Origin of the sequence: Dyella amyloliquefaciens, from assembly GCF_004296575.1 — a bacterium.
Classification (GTDB): Bacteria; Pseudomonadota; Gammaproteobacteria; order Xanthomonadales; family Rhodanobacteraceae; genus Dyella; species Dyella amyloliquefaciens.
The window spans coordinates 160,209-182,647 of record NZ_SAYT01000005.1; the positions used below are offsets into that span (position 1 = coordinate 160,209).

A 22,439-nucleotide genomic window follows, 5' to 3' on the forward strand; every position below is an offset into this window, starting at 1 on the left:
TGGGGCTATTCGAGGATGATCTCCTCAGCCTCGTCCCGCAGGTTGTAGGGCGAGGACATCACCTTGCCGTACGCGCCGGCCTGGGCCACCAGCATCACGTCGCCTTCCTGCGGCTCCGGCAGGCGGCGGTCGGTGCCGAGTACGTCGCCGCTTTCGCAGATCGGGCCCACCACCTGGAACAGCGCCGTGGCCTCTTCATCCAGACGGGTCAGGTTGACGATTTCGTGCCAGGCCTCGTACAGCGCAGGACGGATCAGGCTGTTCATGCCCGTGTCCACGCCGAGATAGCGGATGGTGCCGTTGCCCTTGCCCTTGGTCTGGGTGACCTTGGTAAGCAGCACGCCGGCATCCGCCACCAGATAACGGCCCGGCTCCATCCACAGTTTGTAGTGCGGATAGGCGGCCTTCACCTCGCGCAGCACCTTGTCCAGCGCGGCAATGTCCAGTCGCGCCTCGCCCGGATGCGAAGGCACACCGAGGCCGCCGCCGATGTCCAGGAAGGTCACGCTGCCGATGCGCTCGGCGATGCTGGCCAGCTGGCCATAGACCTCACCCCAGTGCCCGTCATCGAGGATGCCCGAGCCCAGGTGCGCATGCAGGCCACGCACGGTGACGCCATGCGTGTCGGCCAGGCGCAGGAACGCATCCAGCTGTTCCACCGGCAGGCCGAACTTGCTGCCGCTGCCGCCCGTACGCACCTTCTCGTGGTGACCGAGGCCACGGCCCAGGTCGAGGCGCAACACGATCTCGCGGCCGCGGAACACTTCACCCCAATGTTCCAGCTGGTAGATGGAGTCGAGCGACAGCGTGGCGCGGGTGGTAAGCGCCCACTCGTAGTCCTCGCGTGGCGCGAAGTTCGGCGTAAACAGCAGGGGCGCCGATTCGGGCACCACGGCCATCACCGCCTTCAGCTCGCCCGGCGATACGCATTCGAAGCCGAAACCCTCTTCCGCCAGCGCCTTGAGGATCGCCGGATGCGTATTGGCCTTCACCGCGTAATGCAGGCGATCGACCGCCGCCAGCGTCTTCAGCTCACGCGCCTGCTGACGCACGGTCGGCAGGTGGTACACGTAACGCGGCGTGTGCTCGGCGCCCAGCTTGAGCAGATCCGCGCGCCGCCCATCGCGCCACCACGATGCCGTCGGCGGCAGCACTTCGCCGCTGCCGTACAGCGCCTGCCAGCTCGGACCGAACAGCGCGCTGTCGTCGGTGCGCAGTGCACCGGCGGTGATCAGCAACTCATGCAGGTGCGGCAGCAGTTCGTCGACGACATTCTCATCGACGACGAAGGTCAGGTTCAGGTTGTTCGACGACTGCGAAATCATGTGCACGCGCAGCTGGCCGAACTCGGCGAGCACGGACGACAGCGTGTGCAGCATGGAACGCATGCCGCGGCCCACCAGGGTGATGGCGGCGCACGGGGCGATCACCTTCACGCGGCACACCTTGGCCAGGTCGCTGGCCAGCGCGGCAAGCGCGTCGGAATCAAGCAGGTTCTCGGTGGGGTCGAGCGAGACCGTCACGTTGGTCTCGGCCGAGCCGATCATGTCCACCGACAGGCCATGCTGCTTGAAGTTGGCGAACACGTCGGCGAGGAAGCCGACCTGCTGCCACATGCCCACCGACTCCATCGACACCAGGGTGATGCCCTTGCGCGCGCTGATCGCCTTGACGCTCGGCGCGTGCTCGCGCACTTCCGGACCGATGAAGGTGCCTTCCAGCTCGGGCCGGTTGGTGTCCTTGATCAGCAGCGGCACGCGCGGCTCGCGCAGCGGCGACAGGCAGCGCGGATGCAGCACCTTGGCGCCGGTGGAGGCGATTTCCTGGGCCTCTTCGTAGTCCAGACGCTGCAGCAGGCGTGCGCTGGGCACCTGGCGCGGGTTGGCGGTGAACATGCCCGCCACGTCGGTCCAGATCTCCACGCGCTGCGCCTTCAGCAGGGCGCCGAAGTACGAAGCGGAGGTATCGGAGCCGCCGCGGCCCAGCAGCACCGTGCGGCCCTGCGATTCACGCGCGATGAAGCCCTGGGTGATGAATACCTCGCCCCATTCCGCGAGTCGCGCATTGAGGGCCGGGTCGGGCTTGCACTCGACCATGGCCGACAGCAGCTTGGTGCGTTCGTTCTGGTTCGGCAGCGCGATGGCCGAGAGGCAGTCGCGCGCGTCCACCCATTGCGTGGGCAGGCCGCTATGCGTCAGGAACGCGGAGCCCAGCGCGCTGGACATCAGCTCGCCATGCGCCTGCACCAGCGCCGACCAGGCGAGTTCGCCCAGCAGCGACGGGCCATCCTCGGCGAGCTGTGCAAGCTCGGCGAGGCGGTCAGCCAAGGTACCCGGAACCGCCAGCTGCATGTGATCGAGCAGGTCGTAGTGACGCTGTGCGATCGCCTTGGCAGCCTCGATGCGTTTGCCCTTGTCTTCCTGTGCGCACATTTGTTTGAGTGCGTCGGTGATGCCGGAGAGTGCCGAAACGACAACGAGCACGCGTGCGCCTTCGGCACGACGGCTGGCTACCAGCTCCAGAATGTTCTGCCAGCGCGGCAGGGTGGCGACACTGGTGCCGCCAAACTTCATCACGATCCAGGATGCGTCAGCAGGAAGCGACGCGGGGCTTTGCGGGTTCACGAGTACCTTCGATGGTGGTTGGAGAAAACAATCTCGTCAGTGTTGCGCCGCAGCAGGCGGAATGCAACTGCCGCGCAGCGATGGACGTTTGGATGGCTAAATGCGGCGGGGTATGGAGAGACCTGCTGCTTAAGCGAAGCTGAGCCCCTCTCCCCTTGGGAGAGGGGTTGGGGAGAGGGTGCGGGGCTTGCCTCAAGGTCCAGCCCTCGCTCCGGTCGCACCCTCTTCCGCCTGCCGGCACCTTCTCCCGGAGGGAGAAGGATCCGTCCGTTGCGTGCTGTCTTCAGCTTGTGGCCTTACGCCACCACCACGGGGATTTTGCCGATGCGCGCCTGCCATTCCTTCGGACCCGTCTGGTGCACCGAGGTGCCGGCCGAGTCGACCGCGACGGTCACCGGCATGTCCTTCACTTCGAACTCGTAGATCGCTTCCATGCCCAGGTCGGCGAAGCCCACCACGCGGCTGGCCTTGATCGCCTTGGACACCAGGTAGGCGGCACCGCCCACGGCCATCAGGTACACCGACTGGTGCTTCTTGATCGCCTCGATGGCGGCCGGGCCGCGCTCGGCCTTGCCGACCATGCCCAGCAGGCCGGTCTGCGCCAGCACCTGCTCGGTGAACTTGTCCATGCGGGTCGCCGTGGTCGGACCGGCCGGGCCCACCACCTCGTCACGCACCGGATCGACCGGGCCGACGTAATAGATGAAGCGACCCTTGAAATCGACCGGCAGCGGCTCGCCCTTGTTGAGCATGTCGACCATGCGCTTGTGAGCGGCGTCGCGGCCGGTGAGCAGCTTGCCGTTGAGCAGCAGCACTTCACCCGGCTTCCAACTGGTCACTTCCTCGGGGGTGACGGTATCGAGGTTCACGCGACGGCCCTTGCTCGAGTCGTAGGTGAGCTTGGGCCAGTGTTCCAGCGACGGCGGATCCAGCGCGACCGGGCCCGAACCGTCCAGGGTGAAGTGCGCATGGCGGGTGGCGGCGCAGTTCGGGATCATCGCCACCGGCAGGTTGGCCGCGTGGGTCGGGTAATCCTTGATCTTCACGTCGAGCACGGTGGTCAGGCCACCCAGGCCCTGCGCGCCGATGCCCAGCGCATTGACCTTCTCGTACAGCTCGATGCGCAGCTCCTCGGCGCGATTCTGCGGGCCGCGGGCGATCAGCTCCTGGATGTCGATGTGCTCCATCAGGGCTTCCTTGGCCAGCAGCATCGCCTTCTCGGCGGTGCCGCCGATGCCGATGCCCAGCATGCCCGGCGGGCACCAGCCGGCGCCCATGGTCGGCACGGTCTTGAGCACCCAGTCGACGATGGAGTCGGACGGGTTGAGCATGGCGAACTTGGACTTGGCCTCCGAGCCGCCGCCCTTGGCGGCGACGATCACTTCCACCTTGTCGCCCGGCACGATCGACATGTTGACCACCGCCGGGGTGTTGTCCTTGGTATTGGTGCGCTTGCCGGCCGGATCGGCCAGCACGCTGGCGCGCAGCTTGTTGTCCGGGTCGTTGTAGGCGCGGCGCACGCCCTCGTTGATCATGTCTTCCAGCGACAGCGTCGCGTCCCACTGCACGTTCATGCCGACCTTGACGAACACCGTCACGATGCCGGTGTCCTGGCACAGCGGGCGGTGGCCTTCGGCGGCCATGCGCGAGTTGATCAGGATCTGCGCCATCGCGTCTTTCGCGGCCGGCGACTCCTCGCGCTCGTAGGCGGCGGCGAGGTTGGTGATGTAGTCGACGGGGTGGTAGTAGCTGATGTACTGCAGGGCGTCGGCGACGGACTGGATCAGATCGTCTTGCTTGATGATGGTCATGGCGGCTGCTTCGACTCCGGGGGTTACGGCGTCGAAACAGGGGATGTCCACGACGCACAACCTGTCTATTGTGCCGCAAAACCGGCTCCGGCCCCGGAAGCTGCTTCCCGACCTGATTTGCAGGCATGCGGGTCGCCCAGACGGCTCATTTTCTTCGGCCAAAAGGCATAGACGCAATTATTTGCGGCAAGCTTTGAGGCTGCGCCCGGCTGTCGCATTTTCTTGCGTCAAATCAGTCACTTCCAAGACGGTCGACGGGACGCTAGTTTCGCCGGGCCAGCGCGTTGTTCTTCAGGGGGCGCCTGGGCAGTTGGGGAAAGTGTTCATGACCGTTTGGATCACGGCCTGGCCGTGAGGCGTGGCGTGCATGCCTACGCGACGCCGATCGGTGCGACCGTTTCTACCCTTGGAGAAACTGAACATGCATCTGAACTTGCACCGCAAGTCGCTCGCCGTCTCTCTCGCCGTCCTGCTCAGCTCGGTCTCAGCCGCCTCGATCGCGGCCGACGTGAAACCAGCTGTCGATACCGGGACGACCAACAATTCGCAGGTCGTCAACGTGACGCTGTTCCTGCGGCTGCACAACCAGGCGCAACTGGAAGACTACATCCAGCAGACGGTCACCCCGGGTAACCCCCACTACCGCCAGTTCCTTTCCGTCAGCGACTTTGCGAGCAAGTACGGCGCAACGGATGCGGAGATCGCACAGGTACAGAGTTTCCTCAAGCAGAACGGATTGAGTGGCACGGTGCTCGGAAACCGTATGGCCATCCGTACCAGCGGCACGCTCGCGCAGTTCAGCGCGGCATTCAAGGCACCGATCCACACCTTTGTCTCGAAGGAAAGCGGCCGCGCCTACCATCGCCCGACCCAGTCGCTGATCCTGCCTTCGCAGCTGAGCAACAGCCTGTTGTTCGTGTCGGGCCTCAGCAACGAGCACAAGTATTCGCCGCACATCGTCAAATCCGTGGACACGAAGCCTGCAGGCGCCAGCGCCAACCGGGCACTGGCCGGCAACACGCTCGCCGCAACCACGAGCAACGCAGGCAATCCCACTGCAACGGGCGTCCCGGGCCAGTACACCGTGGGTGACGTCGCCAACTTCTACAACATCAATCCGCTGTATGCGAAGGGCATCAATGGCAAGGGATCGACCGTCGCCATCGTGACCCTGTCCGATTTCTATGCCGACGATGCAACCACCTACTGGACCGGTATCGGCCTGCCCACCAAGGCGAACCGCATCACCAAGATCGCCGTGGATGGCGGCGCCGTGATCGACGGCGGCAGTGGCGAAACCTCGATCGATGTCGAGCAGGCCGGTGGCCTCGCCCCCTTCGCCGATATCCTCGTCTATCACGCGCCCAATGCCGGCAACGGCTTTACCGATGCCTTCATGCAGGCAGTGGTGGACAACAAGGCCGACACCATTTCGACCAGCTGGGGCCTGCCGGAAATCTTCAACTTCGCCGCGCTCAACGTGGACGGCGCCAGCATCACCGATACGTCCGATGCAGGCGATCTGCAGACCTTCCACCAGATCCTGCTGGAAGCCGCGGTTCAAGGTCAGTCGACGTTTGCCGCCAGCGGCGACTCCGGCGCCTATGACACCGTGCGACCGCTTGGAACCGGCACCGCACCGGGCGATTTCAATGCACCGCTGACGGTCGATTCACCGGCATCCGATCCATACATCACCGCTGCGGGTGGCACCACGCTGCCCTTCAGCTATTCGTTCCGCTCGGGTCCGACGAAGTCGATCGACAAGGAGAGCGTCTGGGGTTGGGACTACATCCAGAACTATTTCGACAAGTACGTCGGCAAGGGTGCGATCAACCTGTTCTCGACCGGCGGTGGCGGCGGCGTCAGCGTGTACTGGCGGCAGCCGGTGTATCAGTGGTTCACCAACGGCATCCAGCGCAGCGAGAAGAAGCAGACGCTCAGCTACAACGATCCGACGGCGGGCTGGCAGACACTGCTGGTGTTGCCGGGCGCCTTCCAGGGACGCAACGTGCCGGACATCGCGCTCAACGCAGATCCGGAGACGGGTTATATCCTGGTCTCGACGGTGGACGGTGGCGTCCAGGCCGGATGGGGTGGCACCAGCTTCGTGGCGCCGCAGCTCAACGGCATCAGCGCCCTGCTGAAGCAGAGCACGGGACATCGCGTCGGCTTCTGGAACCCGCAGGTGTACTTCCTGCAGAACGTGTTCGGATACGGCAAGTATTCGAGCTTCAATGACATCCGCAATGGCGACAACTGGTTCTACGCCGGCAAGAACGGCTACGAGCCGGGCGCGGGCATCGGCACGCTCAACGTCACCAACCTGTCGTTGTTCCTGAGCAGCTTCTAAGCACACCATCCGTCGGTGAAAGAGGGCCGGCGTCGCGAGACGCCGGCCCTCTTTCACGCGAGTACGCGCGACAGGCTCAGGTGCCCATCGCATGCTGCGGAGTCCTCCGCAGCGCACTCACGCGGCGTCCCTTTATTGCGCCAGGCTTTCAATTTCCGGCGCGCAGGCGCGCGACTTCTTTCGGGACTGTCGCTTCTCGCACACGCGAGCCACGCAACACGAAAGAAGTTGGCGTTTTTTCTTGTCAATCAGTCACTTCCAGCAAAGCGAAAGTCGCGCTAGCTTCTTCCAGCCTGGATGAAGCACGCAGGGGCGCCAGGGCTGTTGGGGAGTGGTTCTGATACGACATCCGCGGCCTGCCGGGAGGCTTCAGCCGTGCACGGAAAGCGCGACAGCGTCCCACGCGACCGTTCCCAATCCTTGGAGAACGCACATGCGTAACCTGATGCATCGTCGAGTGCTCGCCTCGTCACTGGCACTTCTGCTTGCCTGCCCGGCCACCCTGGCCCTGGCCGCAACCGACTCGGCTGCCACCGACCTGGGAAAGAGCAATCCCAACCAGGTGGTGAACGTCACCCTGGTCCTGAAACTGCACAACCAGGCGGATCTGGAAAACTACATCCAACGGTCGGTCACGCCGGGTGATGCGCTGTACCACCAGTTTCTGACCACCGAGCAGTTCAGCGCGCGCTACGGCGCCACCGCAGACGAGATAAGCCGCGTGCAGGCTTTCCTGCAACAGCATGGCATTGCAGCGGGAACGGTATTCGCCAACCACCTGGCCATCCAGGCCAGCGGCACCATCGGCCAGTTCAACGCGGCGTTCCAGACCTCCGTCCACGACTACCAGTCGGCCGACGGACGGCAGTTCCACCGGCCCAGCACGCAGCAGGTCATCCCATCAGCCATCGCCGATACGCTGATGTCCACCGCGGGACTCAACACGAACGTGAAACTGCACCCGCATATCGTGCGGGGAAATCGCCTGGGTGCCTCGAAGTCGCCGGATATGGCCGCAGCTGCGGCCGCCGTGTTAGCCAAAGGCAACGGCACCGCCACCGGTGTTCCCGGGGAATATACCGTCGGCGACGTTGCCAACTTCTACAACGTCAACCCGCTGTACCAGGCCGGCGTCAACGGCAAGGGCTCGACCATCGGCATCGTCACGCTGGCAGGCTTCAAGCCCAGCGATGCGTATGCCTACTGGGCCATGATCGGCCTGCAGGTAAAAGCCAACCGCATTACCGTGATTCCGGTCGATGGCGGCGATGCCCTCGCGGCGGGTGTCGGCGACGATGAAACCTCGCTGGACGTGGAGCAGTCGGGCGGCTTGGCGCCGCAGGCGAACATCCGCGTTTACGAGGCACCCAACAACACCAATGGCAACTTCATCGACGCGTTCTACGCGGCTGTCTCCGACAATGTCGCCGACAGCATCTCCACCAGCTGGGGAGAGGCCGAGGAAGACTATTTCCCGCAGATGAATAACGGTGTCGATGAGACTGGCGTCCTGAAAGCCTTCCATCAGATCTTCCTCGAAGCCGCCGCGCAGGGCATCTCGCTGTTCGCCGCCTCGGGGGATTCCGGTGCCTATGATCTGGTGGATGAAGGTTTTGGCTCGCCCAACTTCAGCACGCCGCTGACCATCGACGCTCCCTCGAACGATCCCTACATGACGGCTGCCGGCGGTACCACCGTGCCCTACAGCTTCAATCTCACGTACATCTTCGGCTCGGGCGGCGGACCGATCGAATCGATCACCCATGAACAAATCTGGGGCTGGGATTACCTCGTCAAATACCTCGATAAGTATGACCCGGGGACCAACTGGCAGCAGGCCCTCTTCAGCACGGGTGGTGGCGGTGGCGTGAGCGTGTATTGGAACGAGCCGTCCTATCAGTCCCTGACCCTGGGCATCCGTCGCAGCGAGCCGAACCAGTCACTGATCGACTACACCGGAGCGAAACCCCAGACGATCTTCAAGCTGCCGGCGAATTTTGCCGGACGCAATACGCCGGACATTTCCATGAATGCCGATCCCGAAAGCGGTTATACCCTGGTCGACTCAGTGGATTTCGGTGGCAACGGTGCGGCCAGTTTCTTTGGAGGCACCAGCTTCGTCGCGCCACAGCTCAACGGCATCACGGCACTGCTGCGCCAGAGCAACGGCCATCGCATCGGCCTGTGGAACCCGCAGCTCTATTTCCTGCAGAACTTCTTCGGCTACGGGGCGTTCTCGTCGTTCAACGATATCCGGTACGGCGACAACTGGTACTACCACGGCGTACCGGGCTACGAGCCGGGTGCAGGTATTGGCTCACCCAATGTCGCCAATTTCAATCTGTTCCTGCGCTCGGGCCTCTGAGGCTTAGCCCTGCCGCTTCCGCTGGCCGGCGTCTCGAGGACGCCGGCCAGTTTTTTGTCCGGGGAACGGGGCTTGCCTGAGGCTGCTGCACCCGCCATTCTCGCCCGGGTCTTCCACTGCGGGTATTCCATGAGCGACTCCTCGACGTCCGGCGGCTACGTACGCCGCCTCCGCCCATGGGACGCAGCCATGATCGTGGTCGGCGGACTGATCGGCGGCGGCATCTTCCTTAACCCCGGCATCGCCGCGGACCGCACGGAATCCGGACTCGCCCTGCTGCTGATGTGGGTCGGTGCCGGCGTGCTCACCCTGATCGGCGCGCTGTGCTACGCGGAGCTGGGCGCACGTCGCCCGCATGCGGGCGGCAGCTACATCTATCTGCGCGATGCCTTCGGTCCGCTGGCCGGCTTCCTGTTCGGCTGGACCATGCTGCTGGTGATCTATTCCGGATCGAGCGCGGCGGTCGCCACCATCTTTGCCAGCTATGCCTCGGCCGTGTTTGGCCTGCCGGTCACCATGACCACGCCGCTGGCGGCGGGCGCACTGGTGTTCGTGGCGCTGATCAACCTGTTCGGCCTGCGGCTCGGCGCACAGGTGCAGAACCTGTTCACCGTGCTGAAACTGCTGGCGGTGGCGATCCTCGTGGTGTGCGGTCTCTTCCTCGCCGGTGCCGGTGGCAAGGATCTGCTCGCCGCCGACCCCGCGCGCAGCGATGTTGGCTTCATGGGCGCCGCGCTGCCGGTGCTGTTCGCCTACTCGGGCTTCACCTACCTCAACAATCTGGCCGGCGAAGTGGCCAATCCGCAGCGCACCCTGCCGCGCGCGCTGTTCATCGGCATGCTGGTCGTCATCACCGCCTACGCGCTGGTGAACCTGGCCTATCTTGCCGTGCTCGGCCATGCGGGCCTGGCCGCCAGCCACACGCCCGCGGCCGACGTGATGCAGCGCGTATTCGGCACCGCGGGCGCCAAGCTGATCGCGGTCGGCATCGCGGTGTCCACGCTGGGTTTCTGCAACATCACCCTGGTGGCCGGCGCGCGCGTGCTGCAGGTGATGGGCGACGACGGCCTGTTCTTCCGCAGCGTGGCTCGCCTGCATCCCCGCCACCGCACCCCCAACATCGCGCTGCTGCTGCTTTCCGGCTGGGCCATCGTGCTGGTGCTCTCTGGCAGCTACGGCCAGTTGCTCGATTACGCCACCTTCGGCGACTGGCTGGCCTGCGCGGTGGGCGTGGGCACGCTGTTCTGGTACCGCCGCCGCGAGGGCGAGCAGGCCAGTTTCCGTGTGCCGGGCTACCCCCTGCTGCCCCTGCTCTTCATCGGCACCGTGGGCGTGGTGGTGGTGCAAAGCCTGCGTGCAAGCCCCGTCAATACGGGCATTGGCGTGCTGATCATGGCTGCGGGCGTCCCTGTCTACATCGTGTGGCGACGGCTGTTCAGCCGCGTGGCGTCGTAAGGCGCAGCCAGCAATGCGACAATCAGGGGATCACGAGGGAGAGCTTTACTGATGGCGCACGCGCAAGACCAGATCCTCACGCCCAATCCCACCGGCACTATCGTGCCGGAGAAGATTCGCGAAGGGATCGATCTGGAGATCAACGGCCGGTCCTACCGTCACACCGGCGACGACCAGATGCCGCTGCTGTGGTACCTGCGTGACGTGTTGCGCCTGACCGGCACCAAGTACAGCGGCGAGCATGGCGAAGGCGGCTACGACCTGGTGCTGGTGGACGGCAAGCTCGCCTCGGCCACGTCCCTGCCGATGCTCCATGTCGCCGGCAAGTCGGTCACCACGGTGGAAGGCCTGGCTGGCGCCGACGGCAAGCTGCATCCGCTGCAGCAGGCCTTCATCGACGAGAACGCCATCGGCTGCGGCTATTGCACGCCCGGCTGGCTGATGGCCTCGCTGGATCTGCTCAACCGCCACCCGCAACCCAGCGACAACGAGATCGACCAGTTGCCCAATCTCTGCCGCTGCGGCTGCCAGACGCGCGTACGTCGCGCGATCAAGCGCGTTGCCAACGGAGCACGCGCATGAGCCAGCAACGCGACAACACCATGCAGCCCTCGCGCCGTCGTTTCCTTCAGGTGCTGGCCGGTACGGCCGGCGCGCTCGTCGTCGGCATCCGTATGGCTGAAGCCGCGGACCTGCCGGTACCTCCGTCATTCCTCGGCGACACACTGTATGGCCTGGGTGCCTACGTGCGCATCGACGCCGATGGCAACGTGATCATCGGCGCACGCGATCCTGATACGGGCACGGGCACCGCTACCGCCGTGCCGCGCATCATCGCCGACGAACTCGATGCGGACTGGAGTCGCGTCAGCGTGGTGCCGATGGGCCTGGGCGTGGAAGACGACAACGGCAAGCCGCGCTGGATCTACGGCCACCAGACCAGCGGCCTCGGCGACTCGATTCCGGCAGCCTGGGCCGACCTGCGCCAGATCGGCGCCACGGCTCGCTGGCTGCTGCTGCAGGCCGCGGCGCCGCGCCTTGGCGTGCCGTCGGATCGCCTGCGTTGCGAAGCCGGCCATGTGATCGCGCCGGACGGCCGCAAGCTCGGCTATGGCGAGCTCGCCGAAGCGGCCGCGAAGGTCGCCCCGCCGACCTCGCCCGTACCGCTCAAGACACCCGACCGCTACACCCTGATCGGTCAACCGGCCGGCGACGTCGACGCCCGTGCCATCGTCACCGGCCAGGCCGTGTACGCGCTGGACAGCTACGCCAGCGACACCCTGGTCGCCGTGCTCAGCCACTGCCCGTGGATCGACGGCAGCGTGGAGAGCCTGGACGTGACCGACGCCACTTCCGTGAAGGGCGTGGTGAAGGTCATCCAGCTCAAGCCCGAAGCGGGCATTGCGCTGGGACAGACCGTGCGCGCACCCGCCGTGGCGGTGATCGCCGAGAACACCTGGGCAGCCCTGCAGGGACGCGCCAAGCTCAAGCTGAAGTGGAAGGCCGGTACCCAGAGTGAAAACAGTGCCTGGTTCGAACAGCAGGCGACCGATCTGGTCAATGACAAGAACGCCGCACCCACCACGCGCGTGCGCAACGACGGTGACGTCGATGCCGCCGGCAAGAAAGCCGCGCGCCGCGTCGAGGCCACCTATGTGCAGCCCTGGCTGGCACACGCCACCGCCGAGCCGATGAACTGCCTCGTGCGCGTGGACAAGGACGGCGCCACGCTGGTGGTGCCCACCCAGGCGCCGCAGCAAGCGTGGCAGGTGGTGCAGCGACTCACCGGCCTCTCGCCCTCGCAGATCACCATCAACGTGCCGCGCGTCGGCGGTGGCTACGGCCGTCGCTTTGACCACGACTATGTGGCCGAAGCGGTGATGCTGGCCAAGGAAGTCGACAAGCCGGTCAAACTGATGTGGACGCGCGACGAAGACCTCGCGCAGGACTATTACCGCTCCGCCTGCGTGCACAAGTTCTCCGCCACGCTCGACGGCAAGCGTCAGGTCGTCACCTGGAACCAGCGCATGGCGAGCGCGTCCGCACTCGCGCAGCGCGGCCTGCCGGACAACCGCCTGTGGGTATCCGAGGTCGACGCGCACCAGCTGCCCGCGGGCCTGGTGCCCAACCTGCGCAATGACTGGTATGGCCTGCCCTCGGTGATGCCGCGCGGCTTTGCACGTGGCATGCCGCACGTAAGCAACGCCTTCGCCGTCGAAAGCTTCGTCGACGAAATCGCGCACTCGCTGAAGGAAGACCCGCTGGTCACCCGCCTGCGCATGATCGGCGAGCCGCGACAGATTCCGCTCCGCAACGACCGCGTGCTCGATACGGGACGCCTCGCCAACGTGCTCAAGCTGGTCGCCGACCGCATCGAGTGGAAGAACTGGCTGCGCACCGTGAACGGCCTGGGTATCGCCTGCTGGTACGTGGACGGCGCCTATGTCGCCCACGCCATCGAGACCTCGCTGCAGGGCGATCGCCTCAATATCGAACGCGTGGTGTGCGCGGTCGACGTGGGCCGCGTGATCAATCCGGCAGGGCTGGAAGGCCAGGTCATTGGCGCCACGCTCGATGCGCTGTCCAACGCGCTCAATTTGCAGATCACTTACAAGGACAGCCAGGTCCAGCAGCACAACTGGAAGGACTATCCGCTGGCCAGCATGGCTCAGCTGCCCGACACCACCGAGGTGATCATCGTGCCCGGTGACGGCAATCCTGCCGGAGCCAGCTTCCTCGGCATGCCATCGGCCGCTCCGGCGCTGGCGAACGCCGTGTTCCGCGTCAGCGCGGTGCGCGTGCGTCGATTGCCGCTGCTGAAGGAAATGCTGCGCATGCTGTGATGCGATCGCGGCGTTTCACCGCCGCGATCCGCAGACAGTTTTGTGACGAAAATGTGTAGCGTCTTGCGCACTGCATGACGCTTGTGTGCATGCACACACGTTGCATTCGATATGTCTTACGATGCCGTGCCCGCAGCGAAGTTGGGGTCGCTGCCACCACGCACCCGAAGGACCGTCAATGCGTCTCCGCCTCGCACTGATCGCCTTGCTGTTGCTGTGTACGCCGCTTGTCGTTTCGGCGCAGGCGTCCAGTACCGCCGCGACGACGCCCTGCATCGGCGTGGTGCTCGGTGGTGGCGGTGCACGCGGCGCCGCGCACATTGGCGTGCTCGAAGTGCTGGAGCGCGAACACATCCCGGTCTGCCGCGTAGCCGGCACCAGCATGGGCTCGATCGTCGGCGGACTCTACGCGGCGGGTTACACGCCCGCGGAGATGCACAGCATCATCACCTCGCTGGACTGGAACGACCTGTTCTCGGACGACCCCGCGCGCATGGAAATGCCCATGCGCCGCAAGGACGCCGACTACCGTTACCTGCTCAACTTCGAAGTCGGCTACAAGAACGGCCACATCATCACGCCCGCCGGTGTGGTGCAGGGACAGAAGCTGCTGCTGTTGCTGCGCCGCCTGCTGATCTCCACGTGGAACGTGCACGACTTCGACAACCTGTCCATTCCGTTCCGCGCGGTGGCAACCGACATCGTCGCAGGCAAACCGGTGGTGTTCGGCTCGGGTGACCTGGCGCTCGCCATCCGCTCCAGCATGTCGGTACCAGGTGCGTTCGCGCCCACCAATGTCGACGACCAACTGCTCGTCGATGGCGGTCTGATGGACAACGTGCCCATCGACGTGATGCGCAAGATGGGGGCGCAGAAACTCATCGTCGTCGATGTGGGTTCGCCGCTGCTCAAGCGCGAACAGCTCAGTAATCCCGTGGCGGTGCTCAACCAGATGGTCAGCGCCCTCATGGATGAGAAGACGCAGCGCCAGCTCAACACGCTGGGCCCCAACGACATCCTGATCAAGCCCGAGCTTGGCGACATGAGCGCCAGCGAATTCAATCGCGGCGAGCAAGCGATCGCCATCGGTCGCGCCGCTGCGGAGGCCGCGTTGCCTCGCCTGCGCGAACTGGCGGTCGGCCCGGAGCAATGGCAGCAGTTCGTTGCCAGCCATCGCCAGCGCCAGTTCGATCCCGCACTGATCGCGTTCCTCAAGGTCGATGCCACGCACACGGACACCTCCAAATACGTGGAAGAGCGCCTTGCCAAGGATGTCGGCAAACCGTTCGATCCCGCCAAGCTGGAAGAACAGATCGGCACCATCTATGGCCGCGGCAACTACCAGCAGATCGACTACCACCTGCAGCAGGATGGCGACCAGCAGGGCCTGCTGATCGTGCCGCGCGACAAGCCGTGGGGACCGATCTACGGCAAGGTCGGTTTCCAGCTCGACGACGACTTCCAGGGTCGCAGCGAGTACCTGATCTCCGGCGAGATCAACGCCACCAACATCAACCGCTACGGCGGCGAGTGGCGCAGCACGCTATGGGCCGGTCGCATTGGCGGCCTCGCCAGCGAGTTCTACCAACCGTTCGGACAGGGCGCATCGGCCTACATCATGCCCTCGCTGCTGTTGCGCAACGAGGACTTTCCCCTGTTCGACGACAACGGTGACAAGCAGCTCGCCGAATACCAGATCAAGCGCCGCAGCCTTGGATTGGAAGCGGGCTGGACGCCCACCAGCACATGGCGATGGCTGACGTCGGTCAGCCGCGGCAAGGACAGCGGCGACCTGCGCATCGGCTCGCCCACCGATTTCCCGCCGAGCCAGGCCAGCAACTACAGCGTCATCCGCGTCGGCACTGATTGGGACAGCCTGGACAACGCGCAATTTCCCACCCGCGGCGCACACATCAACCTCTACTACGACATGTACCGCCCCTTCCTGGGCGGCCAGGTGACGGATGACGTTGCGCGACTGGTGGCCGACTGGGTGCCCGACCTGTGGCCCACCGATGGCCGCTATCGCTTGCTGCTGGGCGTGCGCGCGAGCAGCTCGCTCGACAACAAGCCCTACTTCGAGAGCCAGGGTTTCCTCGGCGGATTTCTCAACCTGTCCGGCTATTCGGAACGCTCGCTCTACGGCAATCAGACCGCACTGGCGCGCGCCGTGATCTATCGGCGTACGGGCCAGATGGATGCCCTGTTCTCCACGCCCATCTACATCGGCGCCAGCCTGGAAGCAGGCAATACCTGGCACGACAAGAGCGATGTGCGGCTCGACTCGCTGATCTACGCCGGCAGCATGTTCCTGGGCATCCAGACGCCGCTGGGGCCGCTGTTCCTCGGTTATGGCTACGCCCAGGGCGGACACAACTCGATCTACCTCACGTTCGGTTCGCTGTTGCGTCCGCAGCAGTAACCGATGGCGATGCAGCCAGCACTTACTTAAGTAAGTCAACCTGCCGGTTCGCAATCGCGTGGCCTCCACAAAAGGCCACGCACAATCCGGCGGCCGCCCACCGTTTCGCGTGGGCTATTTGCCATGGAGCCATGCCATGAAACCCCTGCGTCTGTTCGTCATTGCCGTCAGCCTGGTGCTTTGTGCGTGCTCGACCGTCAGCGTCACCAACCAGTGGCGTGATCCCTCGTGGGCCGGGCCGCCGGCATCCAATGTGGTGGTCGTCGGCATCTCGCGCAGCGACACCATGCGGCGCGTGTTCGAGGACACCTTCGCCCAGCAGCTGCAGGCTGCCGGTGTACAGGCTGCCGCCAGCTACACGCAGATTCCGTCCGGCAATGGCGGCGCCGTGCGGCTGCGTGACCTTGTGAAGGGCACGGGAGCGCAGGCTGTGCTGGTGACGCGTGTTGAACGCGTGCAGCAGAAGGTCAGCGTCACCCCGAGCGGCCCGTACTACGGCGGCTTCTACGGTTGGTACGGCGGCGCGTGGGCATCCACGCCCGACATCAACCAGTACGAAGTGGTCACGCTGGAAACCAGCGTGTGGGATGCGCGCAACGAGAAGCTGATCTGGACGGTGACCACCGAGAACGTCGCGACCAACGACATTCCCAAGACCTCCACGCAGCTCGCCCAGACGCTGATTCCGAAGATGAAGGCCGACGGCATCCTGCGTTGATGCTGTAGCGCAAGTCCGGCGGGTTCCCGGCCTAGCGCCGGAACCCGCCACCCATCCGCCCACCGCCGAAGCGCCCGCCACCCGCCGATCCGCGGAACCCGCCCATCTGGCCCTGATAGCGGCTGTTGTAATTGCTGCGTTCGAACTGCTGACGTTGCTGGCGCTGCTGGGGCGGGGCGCTGTCCGCACTGCGGTCACGCGCCATGCGATCACGGTTCGTATCGGCGCTGTCCGGACCATTCACGCGATTGAACTCACCCTTGTTGTCGACCTTCTGCCAACCCTGGTCTTTGTCGTAGCTGTAGACATTGCCATCCTTGCCCGCATAGACCTTGTCGTTGATGTCCACCACGCCGCCGCGGCTGACCTCACCGGTCGCCTTGTCGTAGTGCACGTAGCCGGCGCCGCGCGCATCGCCATTGGCACCTTTTGAATTGAACGCACCCGCGGCACCCGCACCCTGATCGGTGCGACCGGCAACACCCGCCTGTTGCGTGACGCGGCCTGTCTCGGTGTTGGCCACCGTGCGCGTGCCGCCTGCCACGGCATTGCCCGTATACGGATTCACCGCCGCACCGCCCTGCCCGCCGACGACGCGACCGGTCTGCGGGTTATAGCGGATGCCACCTGCCGCAGCCGTCGTGGTGCCGGTGTAGATGTTGGTGTTGCGTCCCGCATAGCCCACGCCGCGTCCGCCGGTGGCTTCGTTGTAATAGCCACCGCGACCTGCGCGGCCGACGTTGCCGGTCCAGGGATTGGCCCAGCCGGCGACCTGCCCCGACACCACCGCGTTGCCCCAGCGTCCATACACGTTCGCTGCGGCGATCGCGCCGCCCCAGTAGCCGGGGTAATAGCCGGGGTAGTAACCCCAATAACCCCACGGCCCCCACCACGGTCCGTACCACGCCGACGCCCATGCCCAGCCCCAGGCATAGCCGAAGCCCCAGCCTGCCCACGGCGTCCAGCCGAACGACACGCCAAAACCATACGTCGCCGGGCAGCCATACCAGATGTCGTTGCCCACCCAGGGATCGCACGCGTAGCCCGTGCCGTAGACCACCACGCCATCACTCACCACGGTGCCGTAATAGCCCGGCGAATAACCCACGTAGACGTCGTTGCCTTCATGCCCGTACACGTACACGTAGGTGACGTAATGCAGCGGCGAGCTGGGCGGAATCGAATAGATCACCGACGGCACTTCCAGCGCCACCGACCACGGTCCATTGGGACTGCCCGCGGTGAACCACACGCCGTTCTGCACGGCGTAGTAGGCGGCGTTGTCCACGCGGATCACCGGGACTTGCGTGTTCCATGCATACGACAGCGACGTGCCCTCGATGGGACGGAACTGCGGTGCACCGTCATAGTCGAGATGAAGCACCACGGTGTGGCTGTCCACGGTCGCCGTCTGCGGGATGCTGTTGGCGATCAGCGCTTCGCGTGCTTCGGGCGTACCTGGAATCGACGCAAGCACGGCACTCTTGGGGCTGTCCGACGGAATGTTGGCGAAATCGGCAGGCAAGGATTCACCGGGCACGTAGCGCCACGGACCATTGGTCGATTCTGCGGTGAACCATCGACCGGAAATCAGCGCGTACCAGGTGAGGCCGTGCGCCTGGTCCACGAACACGTCGGACGCCGTGTTGTCCACATAGGCCAGCTGCGTACCCGGAATGGAGGCGAACTGCGGCTCCCCATCCACCATGATCAATTCCGACGGCTGCGATCGAACGATGATCTCGGGCAGTTGCCCGGAGTCGAGCACTTTCTTCAATGCCTCGGAAGGATTCTCCAGCGTGTCCACCTGCTTGGCATTCACTGGCGCATGCGCGGCCTGGGTAACGGCCGGAGGCGGCGCCTTGGTCAGCGTCCACGGGCCATCCAGCGATGACGCCCGCACCCATCGACCCGCGAACGTGAGGTAGTACTGCGAGCCCACCTGCAGCAGCAGCGAGCGCGTGTTGACGATGCGATTGACGCCGGTCGTCCCCGACGGCTTGCTGGCCGGCGCGCCATCGATCAGCACCAGCAAGGCGGGCTTGAACGAGAAGATGATCTGCGGCGGATCGTTGCGCACCGCCTCGTTCTTCACGTTGCTCTCCTGCTGACTGATCGCCAGCGAAGCTTCCAGCGTGTCGAGATTGGCCACCTGGTGGCTGCGCGCGGCGATCTTGCGCAACACATCGAGATAGCGCGACTGCTCCGCGGCCTGGGTGGGAAACGACACCTTGTCGACCGTGACCTGGGAGAGCGTCACCTGGCGCAGCACCTTGTCCGTCTCGGTGCGCGCGGTCACCCACGCCACGCCATAGGCCATCACGTCATGCGATTTGCCGTCGCTGCCAACCTGCGTGCCGGTCTTCACCGCCACGGCGATGCGCGCCTTGAGCTGGCTGTTCACCCAGCTGTCGATCTGGGGATGGTGCAGCACCATGTGCAGGCCATCGACATCGAAGGTATGCGGCCACTCACGGAAATCGGAGTTGCCCTGGGGTGTCGTCGCCTTGCCACTCTGTTGCGAATAGACCGGAATGCCCGCCAGCAGGGCGAGCGCCAGCATCAGGCCAAGCCAACGCATTGAGCGCATGCTGCACCTCACGGCTGATTGCCATTGTGATGCGCACGAGCATGAACCCCGGACATGGCGCCCGATAGCGCAAAACTTCGCAGCGGCTGCCGCGTAAATTTACCTAAGCGCCTCCGCGCGGCGCGGCGTCAGTGGAACTGGTCGCTCGCCGGCACCCACCCTGTGCTGCTGGAGCGTGCGGGCCCGGTCGGCACGGTTACCGGGTCTAGGTTGGTGCAACCCGGCGGCAGCGGTCCGCCAGCGACGCGAGCGGCGGCGCACTGCGCGCTGTTGTCCAGCTTCACCGTAGCCATGGTCGGCGCACCTGCCGTGGACGGCGCGGGCGGCACCAGCGGATTGGTGGGTGCCAGCTTCATCTTGTCGTAGACCACGTCATCCACCGGCTTGGGCGGCGGGTTGCCGTCGCCGCAGCCAAACAGCGCCACCGGGAACAACGGCATCACCACGCACTCGACGCGTACGCCACGCGGAAGGTTGAAGGTGTGGCGCAATGTGGTCTTCTCCACCGCATGACGCAACGCAGTGTCGATCGAGCTCTCGCCTTCCGGTGTCCAGTCTTTCTCGAAGCGCGTGGCCTGGTAACCGATGTTGGGCGTGCCGTGCGACATGATTTCGGTATTGCCGTGAGGCTTCAGCTGCACATAAGTGCCGGACGCACCCTGCTCGCCCTGGCCTTGCTGCCCGCCCTGGCCATGGCCCTGTCCCGGCGGTATCGAGAGATTGAGTCCATTGCCCTGCGTGGTCGCGGTCGACTGGCTGGAGCCGTTGGGTTGGCCGGGCGTTCCCGAGCTGCTGCCTTGTGGTGTTGCATTGGGCGCACTGCTCACGCCCTGCTCGCCGGCCGACGGGCTGGCCTCGCTGCCGGTGGCGCTGGCTTGTGCGCTGGCCGCGTTCTGCGTTTGCGACGAGGACGGCGACGAGGCCGCGCTCGGTTGGTTCGCGGCTTCCGAAGGCGGCTCGACGGAAATCTGCGGGCGCGCGATGGACGGCTTGCTGTCCACCGCAATGGCCGTAGGCGCGACTGCCTGCAGGCGTGGCGCCTGCGGACGCTCCAGGCTGGGCTGCGGGTTCGGCGGCAGCGGCACCGCTTCCAGCTCGACCTCCGCGACGCGTATGGAGGGTGACTCGACCTTGGGCTGTTCGCGCGGCACCACGGCCGACAACGTGCTCGGCTGCGGCTGCAGGTTCACCGTCGGTGCGGCCTGCGCGGGCAACGGCACGGCCTGCATCTCCGGCTCCGGCGGGGCGACGGGCTCTTCCGCACGAGTCACCGGCGTGATGCTGGGACGCGTGTTGGCTGGCACCGCCTTCTCCATCGCGATCGTGGGCGGCGTGACCACCGGCGCCGACTGCGGCGGCAACTCCTCGATCGCCATCGAGGCCGGCGGCGGCATGGCTTCGCTGCCTTCCACCTGCGGCTTGCGTACGGGCTCGGGCTGGAACTTCGGCGGCGCCGGCTTGGGCGTGGGCGGTGTTTCCAGCGTGACCTGGGGCGGCTCGGGCGCCGCGGGCACCGGCTGCAGCGTTTCCGTGGGTGCGGGCTTGGGCACGCTCACCGGCGGCAGCGGTGCCGCCGTGATGGTCGGCTTGGGCGCGCTGGCCTTGGGTGCCTCCGCGATGACCGGCGTCTGCAGCGCCGGCACCGGCACCGGCACGAGTTCGCTGTTGGTGCGCGTGGACGAACTGCTCTGCTTCGCCGTGCGCGGTGCATTGCTGGCATTGCCACGATGCACGGGCCCCACCTGCCTGGGCGGCGTGCCGCGCACGGGCGGTGGCGGCGGCGGTTCCTCTTTCGGTTTCTCGATCAGGCGCACGACCAGCGGCGTACTCGACTCCTCGCTCTCTTCCATTTCGTACGCTGATCCGAGAACCGCGCCGAAGAGAAACACCAGGTGCACGATCAACGCGCTGACCAAGGCGAGGATGCGCAGCCAGCGTTCACGTGGCTGCTCCGCGCGGCGGCGACGATAGACGAACGCACTCTCCGCCGCCGACTTCGGCGATGGCAGCGTCACAGTCAGCCGGCTCACGGATTCCCTCTCCATGCGCGCAGTGTAGCGGGCACGGCCATTCTGACCACCCCGGGCCGGTGACAGTGGCGTGTCGGCATTAGTGGCCTGCCGGGTTTTCCGGCTGCGGCGATCGTTCGCGCATCTCCGCATCCACCGAGCGTGCGGCCGTATCGACCGGGCATCCCTGCGGCAGCGGCTTGTTGGCGCGATAGATCGCGATGCAATCGTTCACGCTGGGCGGCTTGGGTTCCGGCATGTCGGGGGCAAGCGTGCTGGCTGGCGCCATGTTCAGTCGCATGTCGCCACTGCGCCCGGATGGCCCCCGGGGGGGATTGCCACTACCGCAACCGCCCGCCAGCGCGGCCAGTACGACCGTGCACTTCACCCGCACGCCGGGCGCCACATGGAACGTATGGGAAACGGTGGTCTTGTCGACCGCCCGCTTGAGCGCATCGTCCACGGAGCTGTTGCCGCGCACCGGCGTCCAGTCGTTGTCGAAGCGCGTCGCCTGGTAAGTCACCGGGCTGTCGTGCTTCATCACCTGGCTGTCACCTTGCGGCATGCGCTGAACGTAATCGGGCGCGGGCGCTGCGGACGCACTCGACGAAGAAGTGGGAAGGTGCGGCTGGCCCGTGGCGTCAAACAGCTGCGGCGGCGGTGCCACGGTCGAAGGCGGTGCCGGCGCCGGCTCGGGCAAGGTCACCGTCATCGCCTGTTTCGCCGGTGGCTCGCGCACCACCGGCCTGGGCGGCGGAGGTGGCGGAGGCGGCGCCAGCTCCGGCGGCGCCGAGGGAGCGGCCCGCGGGGCGGCCGGAATCAGGCGTACTTGCAGCGCGTCGCGGCGCCCGTGCCGTGCTTCCTCCAACGCACGCAGGCGCAGCTCATGCCAGGTAAGCACACCGAACAACACGTGCAGCACCAGCACCAGGCCGAGCGCCACCCACCGGCGCCCCCGATCGGGCGGCGCCTGACGCCAGCGCATCTGATGCAACAGCGCGCGTGTGGAGCCATCGAGGGGCGCCAGTCCACGAGCCTGGGGCTCGGGCGGCGTCCAGCGATGGTGTTCGACCTGCTCGGTACGTTCGATGGGGATTCCCTTCTCAGCGACGGGACAACCGCATGGCCAGGCTCCGTCCGGCCACGCGAGGGGGAGACTTCAGGTGACAAGCGGGAGGCGCTCGGGTTCCCCTTCCCCGCACTGCAACTTGACCCCGCCGTGCAATGGGGAAACCCTAGTGCGACGGCC

12 protein-coding genes are annotated in these 22,439 nt (G+C 65.6%); 7 read left to right on the plus strand and 5 right to left on the minus strand.

Translation table 11 applies throughout. The features are described from left to right. Window positions 1–5 precede the first annotated feature (5 nt). Both EPB08_RS12625 and EPB08_RS12630 read right to left on the minus strand, forming a co-directional pair. On the minus strand, window positions 6–2,576 hold the full coding sequence (locus tag EPB08_RS12625) for a bifunctional aspartate kinase/diaminopimelate decarboxylase (RefSeq protein WP_267873350.1): 2,571 nt from the start codon (window positions 2,574–2,576) through the stop codon (window positions 6–8). Between the two features lie 344 nt (window positions 2,577–2,920). Then, on the minus strand, window positions 2,921–4,435 hold the full coding sequence (locus tag EPB08_RS12630; protein WP_130619471.1) for a fumarate hydratase: 1,515 nt from the start codon (window positions 4,433–4,435) through the stop codon (window positions 2,921–2,923). A 421-nt stretch (window positions 4,436–4,856) separates the two neighbouring features. Between EPB08_RS12630 and EPB08_RS12635 the strand changes: the two genes are divergently transcribed. The 7 genes from EPB08_RS12635 (at window position 4,857) to EPB08_RS12665 (ending at window position 16,591) form a co-directional block, all read left to right on the plus strand. Then, window positions 4,857–6,788 carry a S53 family peptidase gene (locus EPB08_RS12635; protein ID WP_130619472.1) on the plus strand — a complete coding sequence of 644 codons (1,932 nt, stop codon included), beginning with the start codon at window positions 4,857–4,859 and terminating at the stop codon, window positions 6,786–6,788. A 433-nt stretch (window positions 6,789–7,221) separates the two neighbouring features. Beyond that, on the plus strand, window positions 7,222–9,153 hold the full coding sequence (locus EPB08_RS12640) for a S53 family peptidase (protein WP_130619473.1): 1,932 nt from the start codon (window positions 7,222–7,224) through the stop codon (window positions 9,151–9,153). A 129-nt stretch (window positions 9,154–9,282) separates the two neighbouring features. Beyond that, window positions 9,283–10,608: an APC family permease gene (locus EPB08_RS12645; protein WP_130619474.1), complete on the plus strand. Its 1,326-nt coding sequence runs from the start codon at window positions 9,283–9,285 to the stop codon at window positions 10,606–10,608. 51 nt (window positions 10,609–10,659) lie between these two features. Continuing rightward, window positions 10,660–11,190, plus strand: coding sequence for a (2Fe-2S)-binding protein (locus EPB08_RS12650; protein WP_130619475.1), 531 nt, complete (start codon window positions 10,660–10,662; stop codon window positions 11,188–11,190). Further along, window positions 11,187–13,451: a xanthine dehydrogenase family protein molybdopterin-binding subunit gene (locus tag EPB08_RS12655; RefSeq protein ID WP_130619476.1), complete on the plus strand. Its 2,265-nt coding sequence runs from the start codon at window positions 11,187–11,189 to the stop codon at window positions 13,449–13,451. Before EPB08_RS12650 ends, EPB08_RS12655 begins: the two co-directional genes overlap by 4 nt. 178 nt (window positions 13,452–13,629) lie before the next feature. Then, the gene (locus EPB08_RS12660; RefSeq protein WP_165418498.1) at window positions 13,630–15,873 is read left to right on the plus strand and encodes a patatin-like phospholipase family protein; all 2,244 of its coding nucleotides are present in this window, start codon (window positions 13,630–13,632) and stop codon (window positions 15,871–15,873) included. A gap of 136 nt (window positions 15,874–16,009) precedes the next feature. Continuing rightward, window positions 16,010–16,591 (plus strand): DUF4136 domain-containing protein, encoded by a 582-nt coding sequence (locus EPB08_RS12665; RefSeq protein ID WP_130619478.1) that lies wholly within the window; start codon window positions 16,010–16,012, stop codon window positions 16,589–16,591. Between the two features lie 31 nt (window positions 16,592–16,622). On the opposite strand, the gene EPB08_RS12670 is transcribed toward EPB08_RS12665, so the two are convergent. From EPB08_RS12670 to EPB08_RS12680, 3 genes are all read right to left on the minus strand, one after another. Then, window positions 16,623–19,181 (minus strand): hypothetical protein, encoded by a 2,559-nt coding sequence (locus EPB08_RS12670; protein ID WP_130619479.1) that lies wholly within the window; start codon window positions 19,179–19,181, stop codon window positions 16,623–16,625. A gap of 128 nt (window positions 19,182–19,309) precedes the next feature. Continuing rightward, window positions 19,310–21,211, minus strand: a complete 1,902-nt coding sequence (locus EPB08_RS12675; RefSeq protein ID WP_229238324.1) for a hypothetical protein — start codon at window positions 21,209–21,211, stop codon at window positions 19,310–19,312. A gap of 79 nt (window positions 21,212–21,290) precedes the next feature. After that, window positions 21,291–22,175 (minus strand): hypothetical protein, encoded by an 885-nt coding sequence (locus EPB08_RS12680; RefSeq protein ID WP_130619481.1) that lies wholly within the window; start codon window positions 22,173–22,175, stop codon window positions 21,291–21,293. Window positions 22,176–22,439: the final 264 nt, after the last annotated feature.

Bases quoted from the DNA above. Each gene is read 5' to 3' on its own strand.
- EPB08_RS12630 (WP_130619471.1), bottom strand. From the start codon at position 4,435: ATGACCATCATCAAGCAAGACGATCTGATCCAGTCCGTCGCCGACGCC.
- EPB08_RS12635 (WP_130619472.1), top strand. From the start codon at position 4,857: ATGCATCTGAACTTGCACCGCAAGTCGCTCGCCGTCTCTCTCGCCGTC.
- EPB08_RS12640 (WP_130619473.1), top strand. From the start codon at position 7,222: ATGCGTAACCTGATGCATCGTCGAGTGCTCGCCTCGTCACTGGCACTT.
- EPB08_RS12645 (WP_130619474.1), top strand. From the start codon at position 9,283: ATGAGCGACTCCTCGACGTCCGGCGGCTACGTACGCCGCCTCCGCCCA.
- EPB08_RS12650 (WP_130619475.1), top strand. From the start codon at position 10,660: ATGGCGCACGCGCAAGACCAGATCCTCACGCCCAATCCCACCGGCACT.
- EPB08_RS12655 (WP_130619476.1), top strand. From the start codon at position 11,187: ATGAGCCAGCAACGCGACAACACCATGCAGCCCTCGCGCCGTCGTTTC.
- EPB08_RS12660 (WP_165418498.1), top strand. From the start codon at position 13,630: ATGCGTCTCCGCCTCGCACTGATCGCCTTGCTGTTGCTGTGTACGCCG.
- EPB08_RS12665 (WP_130619478.1), top strand. From the start codon at position 16,010: ATGAAACCCCTGCGTCTGTTCGTCATTGCCGTCAGCCTGGTGCTTTGT.
- EPB08_RS12670 (WP_130619479.1), bottom strand. From the start codon at position 19,181: ATGCGCTCAATGCGTTGGCTTGGCCTGATGCTGGCGCTCGCCCTGCTG.
- EPB08_RS12680 (WP_130619481.1), bottom strand. From the start codon at position 22,175: ATGCGCTGGCGTCAGGCGCCGCCCGATCGGGGGCGCCGGTGGGTGGCG.